This window comes from Methylomonas sp. 11b, assembly GCF_000515215.1.
Lineage (GTDB): Bacteria > Pseudomonadota > Gammaproteobacteria > Methylococcales > Methylomonadaceae > Methylomonas.
The window spans coordinates 2,685,894-2,707,150 of record NZ_KI911557.1 but is presented as its reverse complement, the minus strand read 5'-3'; the positions used below and the strand labels follow the sequence as shown (position 1 = coordinate 2,707,150).

General features: G+C 41.1%; 24 protein-coding genes and 2 pseudogenes. 17 read left to right on the top strand and 9 right to left on the bottom strand.

Annotated elements, in window-relative coordinates; genetic code table 11:
* Window positions 1-223 precede the first annotated feature (223 nt).
* From METH11B_RS29485 to METH11B_RS0113010, 8 genes are all read left to right on the top strand, one after another.
* A complete protein-coding gene (locus METH11B_RS29485) occupies window positions 224-373 on the top strand; it encodes a hypothetical protein (RefSeq protein ID WP_197026957.1) in 150 nt (49 codons plus the stop codon).
* Between the two features lie 157 nt (window positions 374-530).
* Window positions 531-806 (top strand): DUF5710 domain-containing protein, encoded by a 276-nt coding sequence (locus METH11B_RS0113040; protein WP_020484488.1) that lies wholly within the window; start codon window positions 531-533, stop codon window positions 804-806.
* A 25-nt stretch (window positions 807-831) separates the two neighbouring features.
* Window positions 832-1,218, top strand: a complete 387-nt coding sequence (locus tag METH11B_RS0113035; RefSeq protein WP_026602391.1) for a hypothetical protein — start codon at window positions 832-834, stop codon at window positions 1,216-1,218.
* Between the two features lie 84 nt (window positions 1,219-1,302).
* The gene (locus METH11B_RS0113030) at window positions 1,303-2,748 is read left to right on the top strand and encodes a site-specific integrase (protein ID WP_026602390.1); all 1,446 of its coding nucleotides are present in this window, start codon (window positions 1,303-1,305) and stop codon (window positions 2,746-2,748) included.
* 7 nt (window positions 2,749-2,755) lie between these two features.
* The gene (locus tag METH11B_RS0113025) at window positions 2,756-4,660 is read left to right on the top strand and encodes a hypothetical protein (RefSeq protein WP_026602389.1); all 1,905 of its coding nucleotides are present in this window, start codon (window positions 2,756-2,758) and stop codon (window positions 4,658-4,660) included.
* The gene (locus tag METH11B_RS0113020; protein WP_026602388.1) at window positions 4,657-6,669 is read left to right on the top strand and encodes a hypothetical protein; all 2,013 of its coding nucleotides are present in this window, start codon (window positions 4,657-4,659) and stop codon (window positions 6,667-6,669) included. Before METH11B_RS0113025 ends, METH11B_RS0113020 begins: the two co-directional genes overlap by 4 nt.
* 1 nt (window position 6,670) lies before the next feature.
* Window positions 6,671-7,054, top strand: coding sequence for a hypothetical protein (locus METH11B_RS0113015; RefSeq protein WP_036275947.1), 384 nt, complete (start codon window positions 6,671-6,673; stop codon window positions 7,052-7,054).
* A 56-nt stretch (window positions 7,055-7,110) separates the two neighbouring features.
* Window positions 7,111-7,617, top strand: coding sequence for a YgjP-like metallopeptidase domain-containing protein (locus METH11B_RS0113010; protein WP_026602386.1), 507 nt, complete (start codon window positions 7,111-7,113; stop codon window positions 7,615-7,617).
* A gap of 405 nt (window positions 7,618-8,022) precedes the next feature.
* Here the strand turns inward: METH11B_RS0113010 and METH11B_RS0113005 are convergent, their stop codons facing one another.
* Entirely contained in the window at window positions 8,023-8,349 is a 327-nt protein-coding gene (locus METH11B_RS0113005) for a helix-turn-helix domain-containing protein (protein WP_026602385.1), read from the bottom strand.
* A 90-nt stretch (window positions 8,350-8,439) separates the two neighbouring features.
* Between METH11B_RS0113005 and METH11B_RS0113000 the strand changes: the two genes are divergently transcribed.
* The gene (locus METH11B_RS0113000) at window positions 8,440-8,721 is read left to right on the top strand and encodes a transposase (RefSeq protein ID WP_026602384.1); all 282 of its coding nucleotides are present in this window, start codon (window positions 8,440-8,442) and stop codon (window positions 8,719-8,721) included.
* A gap of 465 nt (window positions 8,722-9,186) precedes the next feature.
* On the opposite strand, the gene METH11B_RS0112995 is transcribed toward METH11B_RS0113000, so the two are convergent.
* Together METH11B_RS0112995 and METH11B_RS29795 are read right to left on the bottom strand one after the other, a co-directional pair.
* Window positions 9,187-9,522, bottom strand: a complete 336-nt coding sequence (locus tag METH11B_RS0112995; protein WP_026602383.1) for a hypothetical protein — start codon at window positions 9,520-9,522, stop codon at window positions 9,187-9,189.
* A gap of 87 nt (window positions 9,523-9,609) precedes the next feature.
* Window positions 9,610-10,171, bottom strand: a pseudogene (locus METH11B_RS29795) (IS30 family transposase); the annotation flags it as partial.
* A 577-nt stretch (window positions 10,172-10,748) separates the two neighbouring features.
* Between METH11B_RS29795 and METH11B_RS0112980 the strand changes: the two are divergent.
* Both METH11B_RS0112980 and METH11B_RS0112975 read left to right on the top strand, forming a co-directional pair.
* Window positions 10,749-11,702, top strand: a complete 954-nt coding sequence (locus METH11B_RS0112980) for a retron St85 family effector protein (protein WP_026602380.1) — start codon at window positions 10,749-10,751, stop codon at window positions 11,700-11,702.
* Window positions 11,702-12,643: a retron St85 family RNA-directed DNA polymerase gene (locus METH11B_RS0112975; RefSeq protein WP_026602379.1), complete on the top strand. Its 942-nt coding sequence runs from the start codon at window positions 11,702-11,704 to the stop codon at window positions 12,641-12,643. The genes METH11B_RS0112980 and METH11B_RS0112975 overlap by 1 nt, the downstream gene beginning before the upstream one ends.
* A gap of 109 nt (window positions 12,644-12,752) precedes the next feature.
* Here METH11B_RS0112975 and METH11B_RS0112970 read toward each other — a convergent pair whose 3' ends face one another.
* From METH11B_RS0112970 to METH11B_RS0112960, 4 genes are read right to left on the bottom strand one after another with little or no spacing between them, the layout of a single operon-like run.
* A complete protein-coding gene (locus METH11B_RS0112970) occupies window positions 12,753-14,204 on the bottom strand; it encodes a hypothetical protein (protein WP_026602378.1) in 1,452 nt (483 codons plus the stop codon).
* Entirely contained in the window at window positions 14,158-14,511 is a 354-nt protein-coding gene (locus METH11B_RS29470; protein WP_197026954.1) for an ATP-binding protein, read from the bottom strand. Before METH11B_RS29470 ends, METH11B_RS0112970 begins: the two co-directional genes overlap by 47 nt.
* Window positions 14,508-14,987, bottom strand: coding sequence for a hypothetical protein (locus tag METH11B_RS0112965; protein ID WP_026602377.1), 480 nt, complete (start codon window positions 14,985-14,987; stop codon window positions 14,508-14,510). The genes METH11B_RS29470 and METH11B_RS0112965 overlap by 4 nt, the downstream gene beginning before the upstream one ends.
* Window positions 14,984-16,144: a dsDNA nuclease domain-containing protein gene (locus METH11B_RS0112960; protein WP_026602376.1), complete on the bottom strand. Its 1,161-nt coding sequence runs from the start codon at window positions 16,142-16,144 to the stop codon at window positions 14,984-14,986. The genes METH11B_RS0112965 and METH11B_RS0112960 overlap by 4 nt, the downstream gene beginning before the upstream one ends.
* Before the next feature lie 262 nt (window positions 16,145-16,406).
* Between METH11B_RS0112960 and METH11B_RS28555 the strand changes: the two are divergent.
* The 3 genes and pseudogenes from METH11B_RS28555 to METH11B_RS0112950 form a co-directional block, all read left to right on the top strand.
* A pseudogene (locus METH11B_RS28555) lies at window positions 16,407-16,592 on the top strand (transposase); the annotation flags it as partial.
* Between the two features lie 272 nt (window positions 16,593-16,864).
* Window positions 16,865-17,032 carry a DUF45 domain-containing protein gene (locus METH11B_RS0112955; RefSeq protein ID WP_269319478.1) on the top strand — a complete coding sequence of 56 codons (168 nt, stop codon included), beginning with the start codon at window positions 16,865-16,867 and terminating at the stop codon, window positions 17,030-17,032.
* Window positions 17,033-17,198: 166 nt separating this feature from the next.
* Complete coding sequence (locus tag METH11B_RS0112950) at window positions 17,199-17,666, top strand: CBS domain-containing protein (protein ID WP_020484490.1); 468 nt, start codon at window positions 17,199-17,201, stop codon at window positions 17,664-17,666.
* 53 nt (window positions 17,667-17,719) lie between these two features.
* Here METH11B_RS0112950 and METH11B_RS0112945 read toward each other — a convergent pair whose 3' ends face one another.
* Both METH11B_RS0112945 and METH11B_RS0112940 read right to left on the bottom strand, forming a co-directional pair.
* Window positions 17,720-18,085 carry a Rieske (2Fe-2S) protein gene (locus METH11B_RS0112945; RefSeq protein WP_026602374.1) on the bottom strand — a complete coding sequence of 122 codons (366 nt, stop codon included), beginning with the start codon at window positions 18,083-18,085 and terminating at the stop codon, window positions 17,720-17,722.
* 502 nt (window positions 18,086-18,587) lie between these two features.
* Entirely contained in the window at window positions 18,588-19,667 is a 1,080-nt protein-coding gene (locus tag METH11B_RS0112940; protein WP_026602373.1) for an AI-2E family transporter, read from the bottom strand.
* Window positions 19,668-19,821: 154 nt separating this feature from the next.
* On the opposite strand from METH11B_RS0112940, the gene moaB reads away from it, so the two are divergent.
* From moaB to METH11B_RS0112925, 3 genes are read left to right on the top strand one after another with little or no spacing between them, the layout of a single operon-like run.
* The gene (gene moaB, locus METH11B_RS0112935) at window positions 19,822-20,343 is read left to right on the top strand and encodes a molybdenum cofactor biosynthesis protein B (RefSeq protein WP_026602372.1); all 522 of its coding nucleotides are present in this window, start codon (window positions 19,822-19,824) and stop codon (window positions 20,341-20,343) included.
* Window positions 20,343-20,714: a DUF423 domain-containing protein gene (locus tag METH11B_RS0112930; RefSeq protein ID WP_026602371.1), complete on the top strand. Its 372-nt coding sequence runs from the start codon at window positions 20,343-20,345 to the stop codon at window positions 20,712-20,714. Before moaB ends, METH11B_RS0112930 begins: the two co-directional genes overlap by 1 nt.
* Window positions 20,715-21,257 carry a phosphate-starvation-inducible PsiE family protein gene (locus METH11B_RS0112925; protein WP_026602370.1) on the top strand — a complete coding sequence of 181 codons (543 nt, stop codon included), beginning with the start codon at window positions 20,715-20,717 and terminating at the stop codon, window positions 21,255-21,257.

Below are 21,257 nucleotides of genomic sequence, written 5' to 3'. Positions count from 1 at the left end.
CCAAGTTAACCGGCCTGCAAACCGCCTGGAGTGCCACGCAAGCTTTGAGGTGTCTATGTCGCTGATCTTAAAAGCGTGATTGGGCTTAAGTTTTGAATCGGCTTGGGGGTTGATTTATTTGATTGTTTCCTTTTAGCGATCAATCAATGTATTTTTAGTATCATTGTTAATTAATGTGGTCGGGCATATAGTCTAAATGCATTAATTACTTCGGGAAGCGAACATGAACCGCTTACACAAAGATATTTTGACCGGGCTGGTGTTCGTCACTGGCGTTATCGAATTTATTTCGGGCGATTTTATTATTTCCTCGGCATTGCTCGCAGCGACCACGTTTGCCAGCACCATGGGTTCGAATCGCAAAAAACCGTAGGCTTTGATTTTTCTGCGGCTTGGCCGATCCGGCCGTTGTTTCGTCAAACTCACTCAGCGCCAGGTTTTCAACAGGTAAGCTTGGATTATCCGCGTCGTTTGCCTAAGCAATGATTTACAATATTGCGATGCAATTAATCTTGAACCGGCTGCGGTAAATGGCTGACGCGAAAACTTACCTGAACGTACCCTATGCCGAGAAGGATGCGGCTAAAGCGCTGGGCGCCAGATGGGATGCTGCTGTCAAGAAATGGTATGTCCCCGCCAATAAAGACATGGCGCTGTTTGCCAAATGGCAAACCGAGCCTGGTCTTGCTCAATTGCCCAGCGACGAATCGAGAAAACCAAAAGCCGATAGCGTAGTCGGCGGCACTACCCGCTCCAGCGATAAAAACTTCGTAGCCTATGACGGAGACGAGCCGCCATGGGACTGAGCCAACGGGTGCGTGGTTTTAGCTTATGCGCCCGTTAAAATACCTGGCCGGCTATGCGCCTGCCATCACCGCGCAAGTGCATACGCTGATCGACAGCGACAAACTGCCCGCGCTGCTGCTAAAAAAATACCCCCGACCGCACGACATAAAGACCGACAAGGCGCTTTATGCCTACACGATGGCTCTTAAAAATCAATTTCTGCGGCAATCCGGTCCGCTCAGTAAAGTCGTTTACGACGACAAAATCGATGTATTACATCAGGCCTTGGGGTTGCACTCGGTGGTTTCGCGGGTGCAGGGCGGCAATTTAAAATCGAAAAATGAAATTCGCATCGGCGCGATCTTTAAACTTGCGCCGCCGGAGTTTTTGAAAATGATCGTCGTCCACGAGCTGGTACTCACAAGTAAATGACGAATTGATATGATCTTCAAGTCTTATTAATATGGACATCAAGCCATAACAACTCGCTCTGGCCCAACTCAAAAAATCATTGATATGAAACGAGAAGCCAGAAGAATATTGCTACCAATTCTAGAAATAACTGAAATAGCCTCCCCCTCTGATAAGAATGCTATAAAGGTTCCTTTATCAAAAGGGGGGACATATTTCGAGTATTACGTTCGCAAAAAACACGATGAAGTAGAGGGTAATCGCACAGATCATAAGCCATCATGGATGCGCTCAGAATTTAATCTATATCCAATAGTTTTAGATAAGAATGGAGTCCCCTGGGCTGAAGCAAATATTTATCTCCTATCTAGAATTGAATCAAGCATTTCACCAACAATGTCGACATATGCGAGTATTGCTGACTCGCTAGCAGCTTTTCGTCGTTTTCTAGATGAAACTGAAATCGACTGGACAGATTTCCCTTCACATAAACTTAAAAGACCAACCTATCGCTATCACAGCTACCTAAAGCTTGAGATTGCGTCTGGACGACTTAAAGCGTCCACAGCAAAGCGTCGTATGAGTGCAGTTATATCGTTTTATTCATGGCTAAAACAGGAAGGCACTTTAACTCCTACAAATTTGCCTTGGAAGGAATCAGATCGGTACATTCAGCTAGTAGACTTACATGGTTTTAAATTTTCAAAACATATAACGTCCACAGATGTATCAATTAAGACGACGCAGTCACAAGACCCATACGATAAACGAATAGACGATGGCGGAAAACTTAAGCCGCTAACAACACAAGAACAAGAATGGCTAATAGATTCCTTGATTTCTTTAGGAAATACCGAAATGTTACTGATTCATTTGCTTGGATTGGTAACTGGCGCAAGAATACAAACAATTTTAACGATGAGAATTAAACACGTGTCCGCCGAGTTTAATAGTGGAACCGCTGATGAAGTCAGACTTCCCGCAGGGCCTGGAACCGATATAGATACTAAAAATGATAAAAAAATAATTATTCACATTCCCATATGGCTTTATAAAAAGCTAAATATTTATGCAAAAAGTGAACGAGCTAAAAAACGCAGAGCTAGATCAGATGTGGGCGAAAATGAAAGTCAATATCTGTTTCTCAGCGTAAGAGGATCGCCATTATATAAAAGTAAATCGGATAGCCTTATGTTCAATCAATCTTATTCAATACGTCATGCCAAAGCTGGGCAGGGGGTAAGACAATTTATTACTGATAGAGTTATCCCATTAATTAGAACTAAAAATAACGCCCCAGATTTCCATTACCAATTTCATGATACAAGAGCATCATATGGAATGAACTTAACTGATAGACAATTGGAGCGAGTAAGTATAGGCGAAATAACATTGCACCAAGCTAGAGAGTTTGTAAAAGCACGTATGAGTCACGAATCTTCTGCAACTACGGATAGATATCTCCAGTACCGCTCCAACCTTGAGATAGTCTCAAACATTAACGCTAGGTATGACGAACATCTAAAAAACTTGGTCGATATATGCCTGTAAATCCAAGATGAAAAATGAGCGAGACACTACAGTTTACGAATTGCCACTTCCTGAATATGACGACATCCAACACCCTCATTTGGTTATCTTAAAATTCCCAAAAGGAAACACCGTTGACTTTGGTGCCCTTTGCTATTTTGATAGAGAAGAAACCAAAAAATACAGCGAAGCCAATAAAAGAAGAAAAAAGGCCGGCGGGAGAAAAGTAAATCTAAGCAGCCTAAGTGCAGATAGAAAGCATGCTGTAAGAAAGCTTATTAGATACGTATCTGACGAAGTATTGTACAGTGGTAATAGGCCAGAAACTGTGCGAGATTTCGCAGCTCGATTTATTCCATTCATGGACTGGGCAGATCAAAATAACTATAGAGAAGCAATCAGCGATGTGGATAACGCGAAATTAGCATTTCGAGACTATGTGAAAAACCTCAGAGAGAGGGTAAATACAAACGCAATATCAGTAAATGGCGCTGCTCGCCAACAAATAACAGTATTAAAGGTACTAGAGGGGTTTTTCAATACAGACAGCTTTTCGCATGGTATTAATTTAATAAGAACAAACGCCGCATTGAGAATCAGCACCTCACCACCAAATGAGAAAACCCAGTCCGAAATACTTTGCTTATGCGAATGCTTGTTCGAAAGTATAGTGCCGTTTGTAACCAGTTTTCAGTATTACCCGTTCCAGCTGAGTCTTCCGTCCTTCGCAAATTATCCTCAAAATAAACTATGGATATTCCCTACCACGATTTGGTTTAAACATTATTTGTCAACTGATAATAGATCGTTCGCATTCAATTACAAAGAAGGTAGAGTTTCTACTCTTGCTGAAATAATGAATATTCCTGGGTTTTCAATTAAGCCAGAAAATCAAATAAAAGTGGCAATAAAGGAAGCTAATAAACAAATAAATAAATCCAATAGAAATTACCACGATATTCATAGGCTTAACCAAGGAATGAACGCGCTAAACTTTTTTGTTATTCTGTTTTTAGCGGAAACTGGAATGAATTGGTCGCAAGTGGTAAATCTAACTTGGTCAGATGATTACACTATTGAGCCATCGAGGCAGTTATTTAGAACAATAAAATGGCGCGCTAATAATAAAGATGTCAGTTTTGAGCTTCCAAGTTCTTTCATGCCGAAGTTTGAAAAATTTTTATCATTGAGAAAATACTTACTTCAAGAATTCCAGTGTGAATGGCTATTTTTTCAAAGAGGCTGTAAACGAACATCCGAACCTACTCAAATAAAAATTACACTTATCCACACCTATAATTCTCTAAAGAAAATACATCATCCTTTAAAACCTATAAATGCTCGCCAGTGGAGAGCAGCCAAAAGTGACTGGCTGATTCGAAATACTGATCCAGCAACTACAGCATTAATTTTACAAAATACCGAAAAGACAGTCTTGGCTTCGTACATCTCTGGTTCAGAAAATACGCAGATCCAAGAGGTATCAAAATTTCTTAATGAGGTTTCGAAAACAGTAGTATCAAAAGATACCAAAATTACTGGAGGAATCACCCAGTCATTAGGTACCTGCTCAAGCTATGGATCACCATCAAGGATAATTTCTACCAATAGTGTAGATTTGGATTGTAAAAAACCCGAAGGTTGCCTATTCTGCGACAAATTTAAGGTTCACGCGGATGAAATTGACACTAGAAAGCTAATCAGTTGCAGATATTGCATTCAACAATCCATTCGTTTATCACCTACAATTCAATATCATGAAGAGACAATAATCCTTGTTCTAAATAGAATCAATAAAATTTTGGACAAAATTCGAGAGCATAATACAGAACTAGTAGAAAAAATAGCTAAAGAAGTGGACGAATTTGGAGAGCTTGATTCTTATTGGGCTAGAAAACTCGAAATGCTTATTGATTTGGAGTTAATCCAATGAGGCTGATGTATGAAGCTAAATTAGATATTCCTGTAGGCGCGGTGTCGCCAGACACATTCCATGATTCACATAATGAGCAACCTAACAGTAGCTTCGTAGTCAGTCGCCACCGCAACGGCTCAGTTGCATCTGTATATGGCGATAATACTTGGAACTTATCTGCTTATCATCCTGAAGAAAAGCCACGCATACTAAGTTTTGAATTTTGGGATAACGGAGAGATAACGTTTCGACGAAAGGAGCTAATGGATGAGTCTCGACAGATCCTATTTTTATTAATGTGGCTCCGTAATGGCCCTTCGTTAAGCATAGGAACTCTACAAAATTATCTCACAACAGTTAATGCTCTAGCTCGCTTTTGTGATACAAATAAATTGTCGATACGCGATTTACTAGGGGATGAAAAAAAATTATGGAATTTCGTTGAATTACAAAAATCAGGGTGGATCGTACAATCTTTAGGCTCATTATTACCGCAATTAACTAATTATAAATATGGTTTTACAATAGTAGGGCATAAATTTCTTCAGGCAATACGCACCCGTGGAATGCAGTATAGAGATACACTTAGTCAACATTCACCAATTCCAACTAGGATATATTCAATAATTATTAGTCAACTTACCTTATCACTATCCGACTGGGATAAAGTGGCGGAAGATATGCTGATTACTGCTGAAATTTGTAGAAAAAATCCCTTTGCCGGAAGAAGTGTTCGTGGCCAATTTCACATAGCTAGAAAATTAGGTATTCCATATAGGAAAAACTTAACATTTCCTCAGCTCGCTTCGGAAATCTGCTTAAAATATATAACCGAAAATGGACTTAATCATAATGTTAAGAGCTTATCGACTTTAATAGCAGAAACTCAGTTGGCAGCGAAGTTAACAATTCAACTGTTTACCGGGATGCGGGATGACGAGGCATTTTCATTGCCATACAATTGCATAGAAACAAAGACTATCAACGGTATAGAACATTACATTGTTTTAGGCCGTACAACAAAGTTAAACAACAGTCGCAAAAAGCAAACACGATGGGTTACCAACGCTGAAGCATACAAAGCCATCAAGACAGCACAGAAAATTGCAGAGAGCATATATTCAACATTCGGAGTTAATGCCGACGACTTAAAAACGAACATAAAATACTATCCCTTATTCGTCTCTGTAGGCTACCTCTCCTTAGCAGGCGGCTCAGTAGTACCTGAAGACGGGCGCTTTAGGCCTAACAAAATTGATTTAAGCCGCATGCCGAGATTCCGTAAGACAGTGCAGCCATTAATTCAAGAGGAAGATGTTTGTGAGCTAGAGCAGATCGACCCTCATAGAGCTTGGAGGGCTGATGATAAATTCTCCCCAGGGAACGCGTGGACATTTACTTCGCATCAATTACGTCGATCTCTTGCCCTTTATGCTCAACGTTCTGGCCTTGTTTCATTGCCATCTTTACGGCGGCAGCTCCAACATATCACCAATGAAATGTCTCTCTATTATGCTAAAGGATCTATTTACGCCAAAAATTTTATAGGCAACGACAAGTTACACTTTGGTGCTCTATGGCAGGAAACAATGCCAGAATCGGAGGGGTTGAGCTATATACTAAATGTTCTATTATCAGATGATATTTTGTTTGGTGGTCATGCTTCATGGATTAAAAATAGAATCATAGGTGTTGACGGTGAAATATCATTTGATAGGGAAAAAACTCTACAGCAATTTAAAAGGGGAGAAATAGCCTACCGTGAAACACTTTTAGGTGGATGCACTAGCACGGAGACTTGCAAACAACCAGCTTTAAAGTGGATAAATACGGACTGTCTTCAAAATGGGTGTAAAAATTTGGTATGTAATATTAATAAGCTTGAAAGAGTTATTGCGGCACAAGAAAAGCTAGTTAGCTCTTTGGATAAAAATTTAGTTGAATATAGAACTGAACAAGCTGACCTAGATATATTAATTTCTGCAAGAAATCGAGCTATAAAGATTGATCTGAACAACGGTGACTAAAATGCCAACTTCTTCTCTAACCGACTATTTTGATGCCTTGGATAGAATTAAAAATGGAACTCCTATTAATGTTCGGAAAGGTGTGAAAATCACTAATGACGCAGTAGCGTTAGAAGCAAGCAGAAAAAAGGGAAGCATTAAAAAAGCGCGAGATAGCTTCTCCGACTTTATAAATGCGATAGATGTAGCTGCTGCGGAGCAAGCTAAAAATTCAAATCAATTTGAAGATAAGTTAATAAAGTCAAGACTCAAAGCAGAACAGTACCGGCTCGAATTGGAAGCAGCATTAGGCAGAGAGATTTCCCTTTTAAATGAGCTATATGAGGTGAAAAAGCAACTTGCCCAACTTGCTGGAACAAATGTTATTCCATTGCGCAAGATCTAAAATGAACGATTAAGCTATTCTACTGCCTGAAAATAAACATATTGTGCAGATCATTTATGCATTCATTAAAGTATCTAATTGGCTATCCAGCAGAAACCCTCGAACAAGTACAAGAAACAATCAACAATGGTAAATTAACGGAAATTCTTCTCAAGAGATACCCTGTGCCTCACAATATACGCACGGACAAGCAACTATATGATTACACAATGGGTCTTAAGAGTCGATATTTAGGAAAATCACAGCCGCTTAATCGCCTAGTTTATGACTCGAAAATAAAAGTTATCCAACATGCATTAGGGCAGCACCATTTTTTTACTAAAGTCCAAGGCAATAAAACTAAAACGGTAAATGAGATTAAAATCGCAAGTGTGTTTAAAAATGGACCAGAAGAATTTTTGAAAATGATAACAACCCATGAGCTTGCCCATTTTCGTGAGAAAGAGCACAACAAAAGCTTTTATCAACTGTGCCGACATATAGAGCCGCAATATCATCAGTATGAATTCGATTTGCGCCTGTATTTAACTCACCTTGACTTGTATGGAGAGCTTTACTCGTAAAATCAACCATAAGGTTAGAAATCGCTTGGTAAGGTCTATATTAAGTTTTGGGGATACGAATACAGCGCAAATTGTCTAACCCCAAAACAAGAATGGCTAGCTATCTACCGGAAACATAACTTCAATCTGATTGAACTTAGAGCTAAAGAGGTATTTAATTTGTATGATATTTTACCCAGATTGCTATTCAAGTTAGGCTTACAGGCATGTTGATTTTAGTATGTTAGCTAGAGATTGCTTGCGACAAGCAATCAAGAGAAATAATTGCTATCTACATAGGGGCGATAACGACAGTTAGAGTTGCCAAAAAATCCCATCGGAACCGGGGCAATGATATAGAAATAGGGCAATTTTCGATGGTAATAGATGGCCGACTTTTTGTTGGAATGGGTGGTAAATTCAAATTCAACTTTTCTTTGATTCTTGGATTAGCTTTTCTATAAATGAAAGCAAGTGCTGTTTTTGTTCGACATCCAAATGGTGAACAGCTTCTGCAATTTCTGCCTCAACATCGTCTTCACAATAAAAATATGCAACGGGTACATCAAGAATTTCAGATATTCGTCTAATTGTAGTGAAATCAGGACTGTGCTTGCCTCGCTCATATTGATTCATGCGGGCACTTGCATTATTTGGGTCAAGCCCCAACAGCTCTCCAAGTTTTTGTTGCGTCATGTCTTTTCTGGTTCTTGCCTGCTTTAGACGTTCGGGTATCGGGGTTTTTAAAGACATGGTTTTGCCAGAGGCATAATCGACATGTCTAAGATTCTCTTAGAGTGGTATCATAAGATATACTAAGGACTTCTTAGTATTGGTGTGCGAATGAAATTAGCCTATTCGAACGAATTCAAGATCAAAGTACTGAAGTACCTGGAAAAGGTTGGAAGTGTTGCGAAAACAGCGCATGAATTTGGTGTCCATCCATCGACGATTTATGGCTGGAAAGCTATTGGTGTAGAAGGGTTTAGCAGACATTTTGCGAGTCAGTCAGATGCGCCAATTGAAGACTTGCAAAAACGCATACGCCAACTTGAACGGGAAAACTCTGTACTTAGAGAGGCAGCAAAGCTTTTTTTGAATAATGATGAAGCTTGGTACATCTAGGCAGAATTTTCTGGGCAGAAATTGTGCTAAAGCCCACCATATTGTTCTTCGGTTTTTGCTGGTTATGGTGAAGACAACCCCGTACCCTTGGCCTTGTGTCGGAGAATCTAGGATATTGCACTTGGCTTTACCCAGAAATGAACTCATCGGCGGGCGTTTTTGATAATTCTTGAACGTACATCCCTTATGTATGGAATCAACTCAATTCCATACGCTTAGATTGCACGATGGCGCCAAATGTAGGAAATTTCACCCTTACTCGCTCCTTTCGCCGGTCGCTAACCGATAACCTCGCAGTGTTAATCGCTCATACAAGGTTAACCACGCTTCAACCTTCGTCGGCGGCAGCTTTCAGGTCAGTCAACTACCGTTCTACTACTGTTGATAAAAAAGCGTTATATGCTGAAGTGGACTAGATCTAAAGTAAACGCGCTGAGTTGTGTTTTTAGCCGCTTATAAATGTTGTTAGTGCTGTTTTGCTGAGATCAATGCTTCCAGCTCTAAACGATCAACATCGCTAAGTTGGCTTACAGCACCTAGCCCAGTGATGTTACATAGGTGTTTTGCAATCTGATGGGCGGCAAGCAAGAGCACTTGCTCATCCTTTGTTCCGTAATCAAGTGCAGCCTTGGCTTTCTTGCCAGACATAAATTGAAACGCTGCGGTCTCCGACCAACCAGTGCCGAGCACTGATTTAAGCGCATCATCCGATTCTTTGATTTTTGCCGGATTATCATTAAATCGAGCTAATACCACTGCGGCGCAAAGTCTGGTTTTGGCTAAGTCATATTGGTTTGCCATGCTTGCGTTCGATTCTGGAGATTAAATTAGTATTGTAAGCAATTTGTCCTGGATTTGATCGATACAATCCTACTTAACCATCGGATCGTCACCAATTTTTCTCAACCTTGATTTTTGGTCATACCGTTCCACCAAGGTGCCGACGGCACTGGCATTGCCAGCGCCTTTGATGAGATCGCCTTCCCAATGCCCCGGAAACTGGCGGTCTTCGATTTCGGGTGGTCGCAGGTGGATGCTGAGCATGTCTGGTATCTGGCCGTGACGATCTTGCCCCTTGCTACGCGGCAGCTGTTTGTTTTTAGCCTGGCGTAGGTAGGCAATCAGGTCGCGCTTTAGTTCGCCGACCGGTTGGGCGTAGATGCAGTTGTAGATGGTTTCGTGTGACAAGCGACACTCATGGCCTTTGGGGTAAAGCGCGGCCAATTTGCTTGGGCGACCAGCCTTGCCGAAGGAAATGCTGAACAACGCCAAACAATACGCTATCGGCATGCAGATTGTGTCGTGGTCGTGATTGTCGCCGTCGATGCTGACGGGCTTGCTGCGCTTGGGCACTACCGTAGTGATCAGCCTTGCTATTACGACGCAGTTCTCGACTAATGGTACTGGCTGGGCGTTGAAGAATTCGCGCAATGGCGCGAGTTGTGCATTCAAAGGAATGGGTGAGGAAGATTTGCGGCAGCATTTTTTAGTACAGCTCAACGGTCAATTCGAATGTGCCGCTACCGGAAAAACGTTTAATGTTAATTGCGTGCAAAATTGCATGTTACTTGCACACCAAAGACTGTATGAATTGCACAGCTCCTGTTTTTCTTGTTGCACACTCATTGAAATTAACAAAAGCGGGCACAGGCACTGAGTAAAATAAAGGTTGGTTGACAGACAAAAACCGACCCAATACATAAGATGGTATATTTATTTTGAATGTCCGGTTAGAAATTTAAATTCGACATATAGGCCACGAAAGTGTAAGGAGGATAAGCGAATCGCCATCCTCCCTACGCCCCTCACCATAAATTCATTGACAAAATAAAAGCCAACAATCGATAATTAATAGGTTCTTTACGCGAATAAAGCTTAAAAGTATAAACATACTTAGCTTAGTCGGGCGTTTAGCCAGACTCTTTAGAATTGCTTGGACTTATTCCGCAGATACACTCTGCGGCCCTCCGTTTGCACTCCGGTCCACAGAGTGTATCTGCGGTTGATCTTGGTAAAGAACAATTTTCATGCAAGAAGATTCTTCAGATTTCAGAGCGAAACTGCTGTCCACTATCGACTTCTCGAAGAGTAGGGTCGAGTTTTCAGAAACTCCGATCGTACTTCTTTGCGGAGGTCAAGTTGCGCCCCCCAAAAATAATCCAGATGATCCAGATCCACCTGTAAAGTCTCTTCGAGATGCAATTAGTCGTTCGCATGCTAAATATGAAATTTTTAGACCGGAAGAGATTTCGTCATGGGATTCCGATGGAATATTTAAAGATTTGTTGGCGTTTGAAACTGATTTGGCCAATATATGCTCTCTTGTAGTTATTATTCTTGAAAGTGCTGGTTCATTAGTCGAATTAGGGGCCTTTACTCAAATAGTTGATGTCAATAAAAGGGTAATCGCAATAAGGTCAAGTGAATTTGATAATGAGAAGTCCTTTATAAACCTAGGGATACTAAGGTGTATTTCTGAGCGCAACGAATCCGGCGTAAAAAGCTACCCATGGGAAATAAGATGCCCTCATTCTATAACTGATGAAGTGGTTTGTGATGTTATAGTTGATATAGAAAAGGAACTGGATAAACAAAAAAAATCAGAAGTATTAAGGTTTGAGAAATCAGCGCATATATTTGTTTTAATATGTGAAATTATTAAGTATTTCGCTGCGCTAAAAGAGCATGAGGTGTTTGATTATTTAATTTTAATTGGTATTTCAATAACAAAAGAGCAATTGAAATCAAAATTATTTCTTTTAGAAAGATTTCGAATAATCATAAAAAAACATTATAGTGACTCAATTTTTTATTTGCATAGCAGTCAGGGGTATCATAGGTTAAGGATCTGTCTAAATAATGGTGATTATCCAGATACATTCAGGATTTCGGTCGAATGTATAGATTATTACAATAGCGAAAATTTAAAGCACCGACATCGACTTAGAGTTATTAAGCAAGTTCTAGGAGTCAGTGGCTAATGAGCACTAATTTGAGGCGAGAAATAACAGGTTCACTAGGAATAAGTGACCTGCAGATTAACAGGATTATTACGCGGTCACCATATGCTTATAAAACATATTCAATTAACAAGAAAAGCGGTGGAAAAAGAATTATTTCGCAGCCCGCAAAAGAGACAAAATTCATCCAGAGATGGTTAGTGGAAAATGTTTTTTCAAAACTACCAATTCATCAGTCTGTAACAGCGTATAGAGCTGGATCTAGCATCAAGAAAAACGCGTCTATTCACAAAAATAACAAGTATTTTGCGAAATTTGATTTTAAAGATTTTTTTACTTCTATAAGATCTGATGACCTAATAGCGCATTTAAATAAATATTTATCCGATAAATACTCTTATGAAGAGATCATGGATATTGCAAGGATATCATGTAAGAAAAACAAGAGATCTGGAAAGCTTTTTCTTACCATTGGCGCCCCAAGCTCACCGATTATCTCCAATACCGTTTTGTTCGACTTTGACACTCTGCTGTATTCGTGGTGTTGTCAAAATAATATTACATACACAAGATACGCAGATGATCTTACATTTTCAACAAACGAAAAAGAATCAACAAAAAATATAGAGAAAAATATTAGATCTATTATTCGAGCTATTGAATACCCAAGATTAATAATTAACTCTAAAAAAACCGTGCACTTATCAAAAAAAAGCCAAATAAGAATAACGGGTCTAATTATTGATAATAATAAAAACGTATCTATTGGAAGAAAGAGAAAACGAGAAATAAGTAGCTTGATTCATAGTTTCTCTCTAGGCGCACTTCCGAATGACGAGGTTTACAGATTGCAAGGACTGCTTGGGTTCGCTAATGATTCGGAACCTCAGTTTTTAGAAAGAATGCGATCAAAATATAGCTCCGAGAAAATAGATAATATCCTTAAAATTAGGAAACAATAATTTTATATTAAGGAACCTCTGATTAATTCAGTTTTTCAAGGCATCAAATGTGCAAGTGACTGATTTAATTGATGCAAAAATTCTAGGTTGCGAATTAATCAGAGGTTCCTTAAGCCATTGAAAGAAACATGTTTTGTTTTTCTCCAGGATATAATGGATTCCATTCCTTATCATTTTCATCACCAACATAATGATATTCGGTGGTAGAAAATATAATCTGTAAATTTAATTTTTGGCATAGTGATTTCAGCTCTTTCAAATAATGATCCAGATCATCATTATGAATTTCATGTTGTTTTGGCGTATCTAAAATCATGAATCGAAAGTGGGGCCTGGAATCACTTAAGATTAACTCTAAAATGGCGGCATGGTAAGCTAGAACAGCTCTTGTTCTAGTGCTTCCTTTTAGTTGTGAAATTGTTTCGTTACCTAATACTGGCGTAAAGTCATCCTTAAAAGTAATATCCCTGCTAATATTTTTTGTTAGCAAGATATCCAACCAGTTTAAATAGTACTGTCTCATGTCAGCCCTAGCCCTGACCAATTCTGGAATTGATGATCTGAGTTTCGAAAAAGACTCGTATTTATCTAAAGCTCTATTTCTATCAGATAAAATTTCGACATGCTTTTTCTCTAAGAATTCAACTTTATCAATATCCGCACATTGACTTTGCAATGAGAAAATTTGATTTTTGAGCTCAGAGATCGTATCAACTAGCACAGAAATTTCACTTTTTTGTAAAGCTGAGTTTCTTTCTTCAACTAATAATTGCAACCCGTTTTCAAGAATTAGCTTTTGGTTTAATAGCTGTTCAGATTTGATTTTGTCAATTTCTGAATTTCTCTCCAAATCTTTAATTTGATCCTTTAAGTACAATAGGTTTTTGCTGTAAGACTCCGAACTGAATGAAAATAACTGGCAATGACTAGCGCTACATATTTCTTTAAACGACAAAAAAACACGTTTTGCTTCTTCGTTTAGGTTCAGAGCTTCTACTTCAGTATTGATTTCATGAATGATTCTAGACACACTTTGCATTCGTTTAGATATTTCATTAAATTCGCTGGAAACATCTCTGATGGCCTCAATGTTTTTTGAGATCAATCGATCAAGTACATTTATTGAGTCATCATGATTAGCGCCTGTATCTTTTAATCGATATATATCAGATTCAATAACATGGATTTCCTCATTTAATTCTTTTGATGTTTTGGAGATCGCCGCTACATTTTGTTTAGCCAGCTCTATTTGTCTTGCATTAGACTCAACTTGCCTATCAAGGGAGTCTAACTTTTCTTTTGCTTTGAATTGTTCCTTTTTCGCATCAAATGAATTTTTCTCAGGCAGACCAATGGCCATCCTAATCATTTCGGAAAACTGGTCTTTAATGAATTTTTTAGGTGGTGCATAGATATCGCTATATCCAGCATCTTGATCAAGATAAAAAATTGGAAGCAATGTAGAAAGATATGGCAGGCTAAGTTTATTGTCAGTTGCTACTAAATTACTTACTTCAAAGCCTAACCAATCGAACAAAAAATAATGAATATTCTTTTTCATCAAAGAATCGCTGTATGTTATTGTTTGGATCTGTTACTTCAATATCAACATCTTTGCTGTAGACTCTTTTTATCTTAAGAATGCCTTTTGGTGTGTCTACCATCAATATCGCGTAATTACAATGATCATATATATCGTTTCTAAAAATACTTGGATATCCTAAACAATAAGTTATTGTCTGCACTAGAGGCGTTTTCCCGCATCCGTTTGGGCCATACAATTGGGTAATATCTTTCCCAAATGTAAGCAAGTCAGACTTCCAGCCAAACTGACCAGATGGAAATATTTGCAGGCTAACTAATTTCATTCGAGTTCCATATCCAATTGTTTTGAAATGCAAATATTTCTATAGGCCCGCGAGATTTGCGCTAAGTTATAAGATAAATCATTCTCTAATTCCAACGCTCTGTTGATTACTTTTTTTCCTAAGTCAGTAATCTTGATTCGGCTTTTTCTATTATTAACTTCTACTAAATTTGTATGCTCTAAAAAACTTAGCGCGTTTACAGTTCTCACTCTTAAATTGGCTGACCATCCAATATGTTGCGCAGAACCTTTAAATCCTAACATGCTTGATTCGATGCTTTCACCAACCAATTGTCCTATTTCAGCAACTCGAGGTTTTCTTTTGTCTTTGGCCATCATTAAAATAATCAGGCAAATTAAAGGCAACTGAAACAGAGCTTCATTTTCTAGTAATCTGTTCCTTTTTTCACTGACAAAGGAAACATTAATTGATATATCGGATAGCTCTATTTTTTCAAAAAAATCATCGAAATTCATGACTTTCCTTTCACTAACTCTGAAAAAACACCACCCAAAACAAGATCTTCATTTAGGTCGTATAAGATTTTGTTTTCACTTAACTTTAAAATTAAGTTTTTGATAGGAATTTTTAATGAAAATAAGCTTATTGCACTTCCATGATTATTTTCATTAACCAATACTCTTCTGACCTCACTAATTATTGCATTCAAATCCATTTCTGCTAAAACATGCCTGTTATTCCTAAGCCATATATCCCATTTTGTTTTGCATCGCGAGCAATATTCTATAGCTTCATTATTTGCCCCTGATGCTAATAAAGTTCTTTGTATGATTGAGGCGTTTTTTATAGCTTTGGTGTCGCCGCCATCAATCAGGCTATTATATGCATCTTTAGATATGCTTAAAATAGAGAGTAAGTCGTCTATTGATATTCCTGAAAGCCTTTCCACAGATTCAAATGTGATTTCTTTAATAACTCCGCTGGATTTACTTTCAACAAGATTCAATAGTTTTAATAATATTTCTTTTGCTTCAGCGTATTCTAGATCTACTTCACTGAATGTATAAATCTTGTTCCTGGCTAAAGGTTCAAAATTATCATCTACCTGTTTTAGATATTGAACATCTGCTTCAATGCGAAATTTCGCTATTCTATCTTTAACATCTTCTTCCGTAAGCTCTGTTTCATAGCAAAGATTAAAATTATCAATCAATGTTTTCGAAAAAATATTTTCAAATTTTTTGGCCTTAATGTCTTCGAGAAGATTTTCTATGTCATCATCACTATTAACATTGGTTTGGAAAACAACAGCATCGCAAAACTCATGAAAAGCAATAGTATGAAGTAGTAACTTGCCAGCAAAGCTATTCTTAATATCATCAGAGGTTTGGCTGCGTTGATCTTTTTTTCTAGTCTTTAATCCAAAAACTTCATTAAGTGTCCACAGATGATTTTGTTTACCCTTTGTCTTAACTTGATAAAAAATATAGCAATATCCTTCAGGTGTTTTCATTCGAATAACAAAATCGTCATGAAAATCACAATAAACCCTATCAATGTTACCACCCTCTAAGATTGATAAAGAAGCTATAGCTGCCGAACGAACTTGAGCTCTGTAGCGACTAAAAGAATCCCTACCATTTTGTTCACGCGGTTGTACGGTATCAAGCATTTTTTGCCTTCATATCTAGATTTCCATTTTTTTGTTTTTGCTCTATTCAGACATTAGGTTGAAAAATTATGATTTTTGGATATTTAAATCATTTTGAATTAAAAATGTTTTTCTTATAAATATAGGTTTTTCAGCACATTAATTCTTTGCGGGCGCTTTTTCGAACCTTATAAATTATAGATCATGTATGAGCTCTGGGCTTTGTTGCATAAATCCGATGGCAACCCCATGTTAAGGTCAAATTGTTAACCTAGCGCCTCGGATGCCAAAGCCACAATCCGCGAAATACCGAATCACCAACTGGCGAGACTAGAATCGCTCCTTGAAGCAACGGGGTGACCTGCCGCTATGGATTGATAAAGAGATGGATTGGTTGGCACTTGCCAGTGGAAAGCGAGGACGAGCAGAGAAATTCTCGGATGCCACCATTCAGTTCTGCCTCATGGTTACCCTAAGTCTGTCCTACGGGTTGGGGTAAGGGGAAATTTGCTTGCGAATGGATTTATGCAACAAAGCCTATCCGCTACCACAAGGCAATCAGCCGTCTTCTTGAAGCGCAGGGAAATCCATTTCGGGCGCTGGTAGCTTTTTCTGGTAGCAAGGTTGTGGATGGTATCGAATACATAGAGGCTGCATTTAGGGAGATTATCTGTCCATATTTGCAATTTTTTAATGGACACCGCTAAAAATTGTAACCTATTGATAATAAAGATATTAGTTTTGTCCATTGCCGTTAAAGTTGAGAGTAAAATGCCGCATCTGCGCGAGAAACAGCATAACAAGGCGTTTTACAAATTATGCGAGTACATGGAACCTGACTATCACCAATTGGAATTTGATATGCGGCTTTATCTGACCTATCTGGATTTAGGCGGGACGATTTATTGAGTTCATTCAAACTCCATGAGCTAACGGTTCACGGCCTGTTCTCCGCGACTTAATGGCTGTGCATATCCATGACGATGCGATATTTCTAAATTTTGCCTGGCTATAGTGTCACTATTGCGTCAGAATTTACTTACTTTTTTACAGACATTTTTATTGGAGAATCATCATGCGCGTAGCAGAATTAATGACTACCAAGGTATTTACCGTCGAACCGCACGATCTGATTGATCGCGTGTTCTTTTTGATCCATTACGAAAAAATCCGTCATCTGCCCGTGGTTGAAAAAGGCAAATTGGTCGGCATCGTTTCCGACCGGGATTTATACAAGGCTCTGGGGCCAAAAAGTAATTCCAATGCGGTGGAGGCCAGTAAGGACAACAGTCAATTGCATGTGGTTTCGCAAAAAGTCGTGCACATCATGCACCGCGGCGTTTACACCGTTACCCCGGAAACTCCGGCGTCGGAAGCAGCGGCAATGATGGCGGAACACCGCGTCGGCGCTTTACCTGTGGTGGAAAAAGACAAACTGGTAGGCATATTGTCCGCCACCGATATTTTAAGGGTGTTCGCCAAGCTGGAGCGCGCGCACGAAAAGTTGGAACAACAGATCAAAGAAGGCGCCGCGCACGGCTAAAACGGCCTAATATAAATGGGGCGATGCTGGTTGTTTCGCCCCGGGCCAACGCCTCAACCGGTAATCGCGGCTCTTTTATCCACTAAGTAAATCCATTCGTCTTGTTCTTTAACTTTCAGCGCGGTCAGTTTTTTGCCCAGGCAAATTTCGCTTAAAGACTCGCCGCTGACTGGGTCGTAGCAAATGCTGTGCATGGAACACTGCAAATAGCGTCCCGATTCGTCGAAAATGTTGCTGTTCTCACAATCCAATGCCTTAGGCATGTGCACGCATTGGTTTAGATAGCCGTAAACCTCTCCTTGAAAGCGCACCAGAACCGCGTTACGCGGCGTGCCTCGATAGAGCAGCTTAAACGAAAATTTGCCGAGTTCGGGAAGTTGTTGCGTGGGGCAGATGGTAAATTGGTGTTTCACCGACATGATTAGTATCCTCCGCTAGTTTCGGAAGCAAGCCTCGGGCCACAAAACTTTCGGTTTAAATGACCAGTCGTCGGTGAATTAGCATTTGTCGCTAAGGTTTAGCGAGCGTATCCGAACCAGCGGATATTAAGACGCTTTTGCCTGTTTCTTGGTTTTGCTCAATTGCGCCAGGAAATAGGTGTCGTAGTGCCAGCCGATACGGGGTGGTGGCGGTGTGCGTAAAATCATAAAGCCTCGATTTTTGCTGGGGTAGTGCTGAATTAATTAAGACGTTTCTTCGGGCTGCCGGAAGGCAATTACAAGAGGAGACGGTAGGAGTACGAGGGGCAAGGTTGCAGTTTTGCTGTCATTGTCGGTCGTTTGTAATCTCACTGTGGTTCGATCACGGCTTCGAATCTACCAGGAAACTGGCGACAATGATAGCAATAACTTACTTTGGCGCTTTTCTGTCTAGTGTGGGGCCTGCAATTAGCGTTGGTATTGCAGGTAAATAGCCGGAAAATTAGCTGTCATTCAAGCCGGCTTCATTGTTTTGTTCCTCGTGTTCGTTACGGATCAGCCAGTCCAGAATCAAGGCATAACTGGTTGCCAGTAAGGTTGGGCCGATAAATACACCGATAAAGCCGAAGGCCAACAGGCCGCCGAAAATGCCGAATACGATCAACACAAACGGCAATTCCACTTCCCTGCTGATCAGAATCGGCCGCAGCCAGTTGTCGATAGTGCCGACGAACAGCAAAAACCACAGCGCGATAAAGATTGCCCAGCCGGTCTCGCCTTCCGCCAGCAACCATAAGGCAATCGGCAGCCAGATCACCGTGCCGGCCGCGGGAATAATCATCAAAAAAAACGCGATTACGCCCAGCACAAAGGCGTAAGGTACGCCGGCGATGACAAAGCCCAGGATAGAAGCCAGCGCCTGCACCAGGGCAGTGCCGAGAATGCCGTATACCACCGCGCGCAGACTGGAACGCACGATGTGCAGGATGCGTTGGGTGCGCTCGCCGGCCAGGCGTTCGACGCCAATTACGACGTGTTGGGCTACGTGTTCGCCGTCGCGATAGAAAAAAAACAGCACCAAAATAGCTAGGCCCATATGCATCAGTTCGCCGGCTAAACCGATTCCCTGTTGCAGCACCCAGCTACTGGCGCCCAAGGCATATTGCCGGGCCAGATTGACGAGACGACTGGAGTCTTCGCCGACACTTTGCCAGGCAGCGACAGCGTTGTCGCCGACTACCGGCAAAGATTGCAACCAAGCCGGAGGCTCTGGCCACACATGCCGGCTTTGATTAAGCCATTGCAGCAAGTGGTTTATATCTTCGGTAAATGTCAGCGTGGCGGCTACGAACGGCGTCAGCAGCAATATGCCTATCGGCAGAACCATCGCGGTGGCTGCCCAGTTGGCGGTCAGCTTCCAGTCGCGTAAACGCAAATACAGCGGCCAGGTGACAAAACACAGAATGGCCGCCCATAGCAAATCGAAAATAAACGGCCTTAATACCTGATAGCAGGCAAATAGCAGCAGGCATAAGGCGGCCAGACTGGCGATTTTTTCGTAACGGGAAATCTGGATAGGCATGATCGAGTAGACGGCAGCTAACTGAATTAGAGTTAATATCTGGAGTTTACGGCATTATCGGTTAAGCCGGTATGACAGCCGGCGAATTAAACAATGCTTGCTTGTCCGGCGGCGCTTTACTTAGAATGCGGTAGCCTTTATCTGGAGCCCTGCCGTGAGCGAAGTCCGAGAGTTTATTCCGATCAATATCGCCGTGTTGACGGTATCCGATACGCGGACTGAATTGGACGACGTATCCGGGCAAACCTTGGTCACTGGTTTGACCGATGCGGGGCATAACTTGATCGATAAAAAAATCGTTCCCGACGATATTTATCAAATCCGCGCCGCCGTTAGTCATTGGATCGCCGATCCGGCAGTCAATGCGGTTATTACGACAGGCGGCACCGGTGTGACGGGCCGCGACGGTACCCCGGAAGCGATTCAGCCATTGTTGGATAAGGTGTTGGATGGCTTTGGCGAAGTGTTTCGGATGATTTCTTATCAAGACATCAAAAGTTCGACGATGCAATCGCGGGCTATTGCCGGTGTGGCCAACGCCACGTACATATTCTGCGTGCCCGGTTCGTCCGGCGCCTGCCGCACTGCTTGGGAGTCCTTGATCAAGGAACAATTGGATTACCGCACTCGGCCGTGTAATCTGGTGCAACTGATGCCGCGCCTGTTGGAGAAATAATGCGTCCACCTTTTTTGTTTCTGGCCGCCGTCGGCGGATTTATTGGCGTGGCGATGGGTGCATTCGGTGCGCATGGCTTGAAGCATTTATTATCCGAGCATCTGCTGGAAGTTTATAAAACCGCGGTAAGCTACCAGATGTGGCATGTATTGATCCTGGCCTTGATTGCGGTGTTACCGGAACATAAATTATTGCGCTGGGCCGGCTGGTGTTTGGTGGCCGGCATCGTGCTGTTTTCCGGCAGTCTATACTTACTGGCGATATTCAATATCGGTTGGCTGGGCATGATTACGCCGTTTGGCGGCCTGGCCTTTTTAGCGGCATGGGCCTTATTGGCTTATGTGGCTTGGCAGAAAAACCAGGAGCTGTAGATGGACACGAAACCGCCCGTTCGACCTTCCATGCCGCCACCGGCATCCACTCGGCCCGGTGCGACTCGCCGTGACGATACCCACGAAGTAAAAGTGCCGCCGGTTCCGGAAGATGCCATGCTCAAAGTCCTGCACGCGGTGATTCACTTTGCGGTCAGAATATTGGCGGTACTGATGGTACTGGTGATTTTGTGGGGCGTGGCTGACGTGGGCTACGTGATGTTTCAGCGAGTGGTCGCGGCACCATTTTTGATGCTGACGGTCTCCGACATACTGGTGATCTTTGGTTCGTTCATGGCAGTGTTGATCGCGATCGAGATATTTATCAACATCACGCTGTACATTAAACACGACACACTACCGATCAAAATGGTCATAGCCACTGCCTTGATGGCCGTGGCCCGAAAAGTCATCATGCTGGATTTCAAGGATTTGGATCCGGCTTACATTATGGCCATTGCTGCGGTCATCGTGGCATTGGGCCTTACTTACTGGCTGATTTCCTATAAACCGCCACAACCTGTCAAACAAGACGAGCGATAA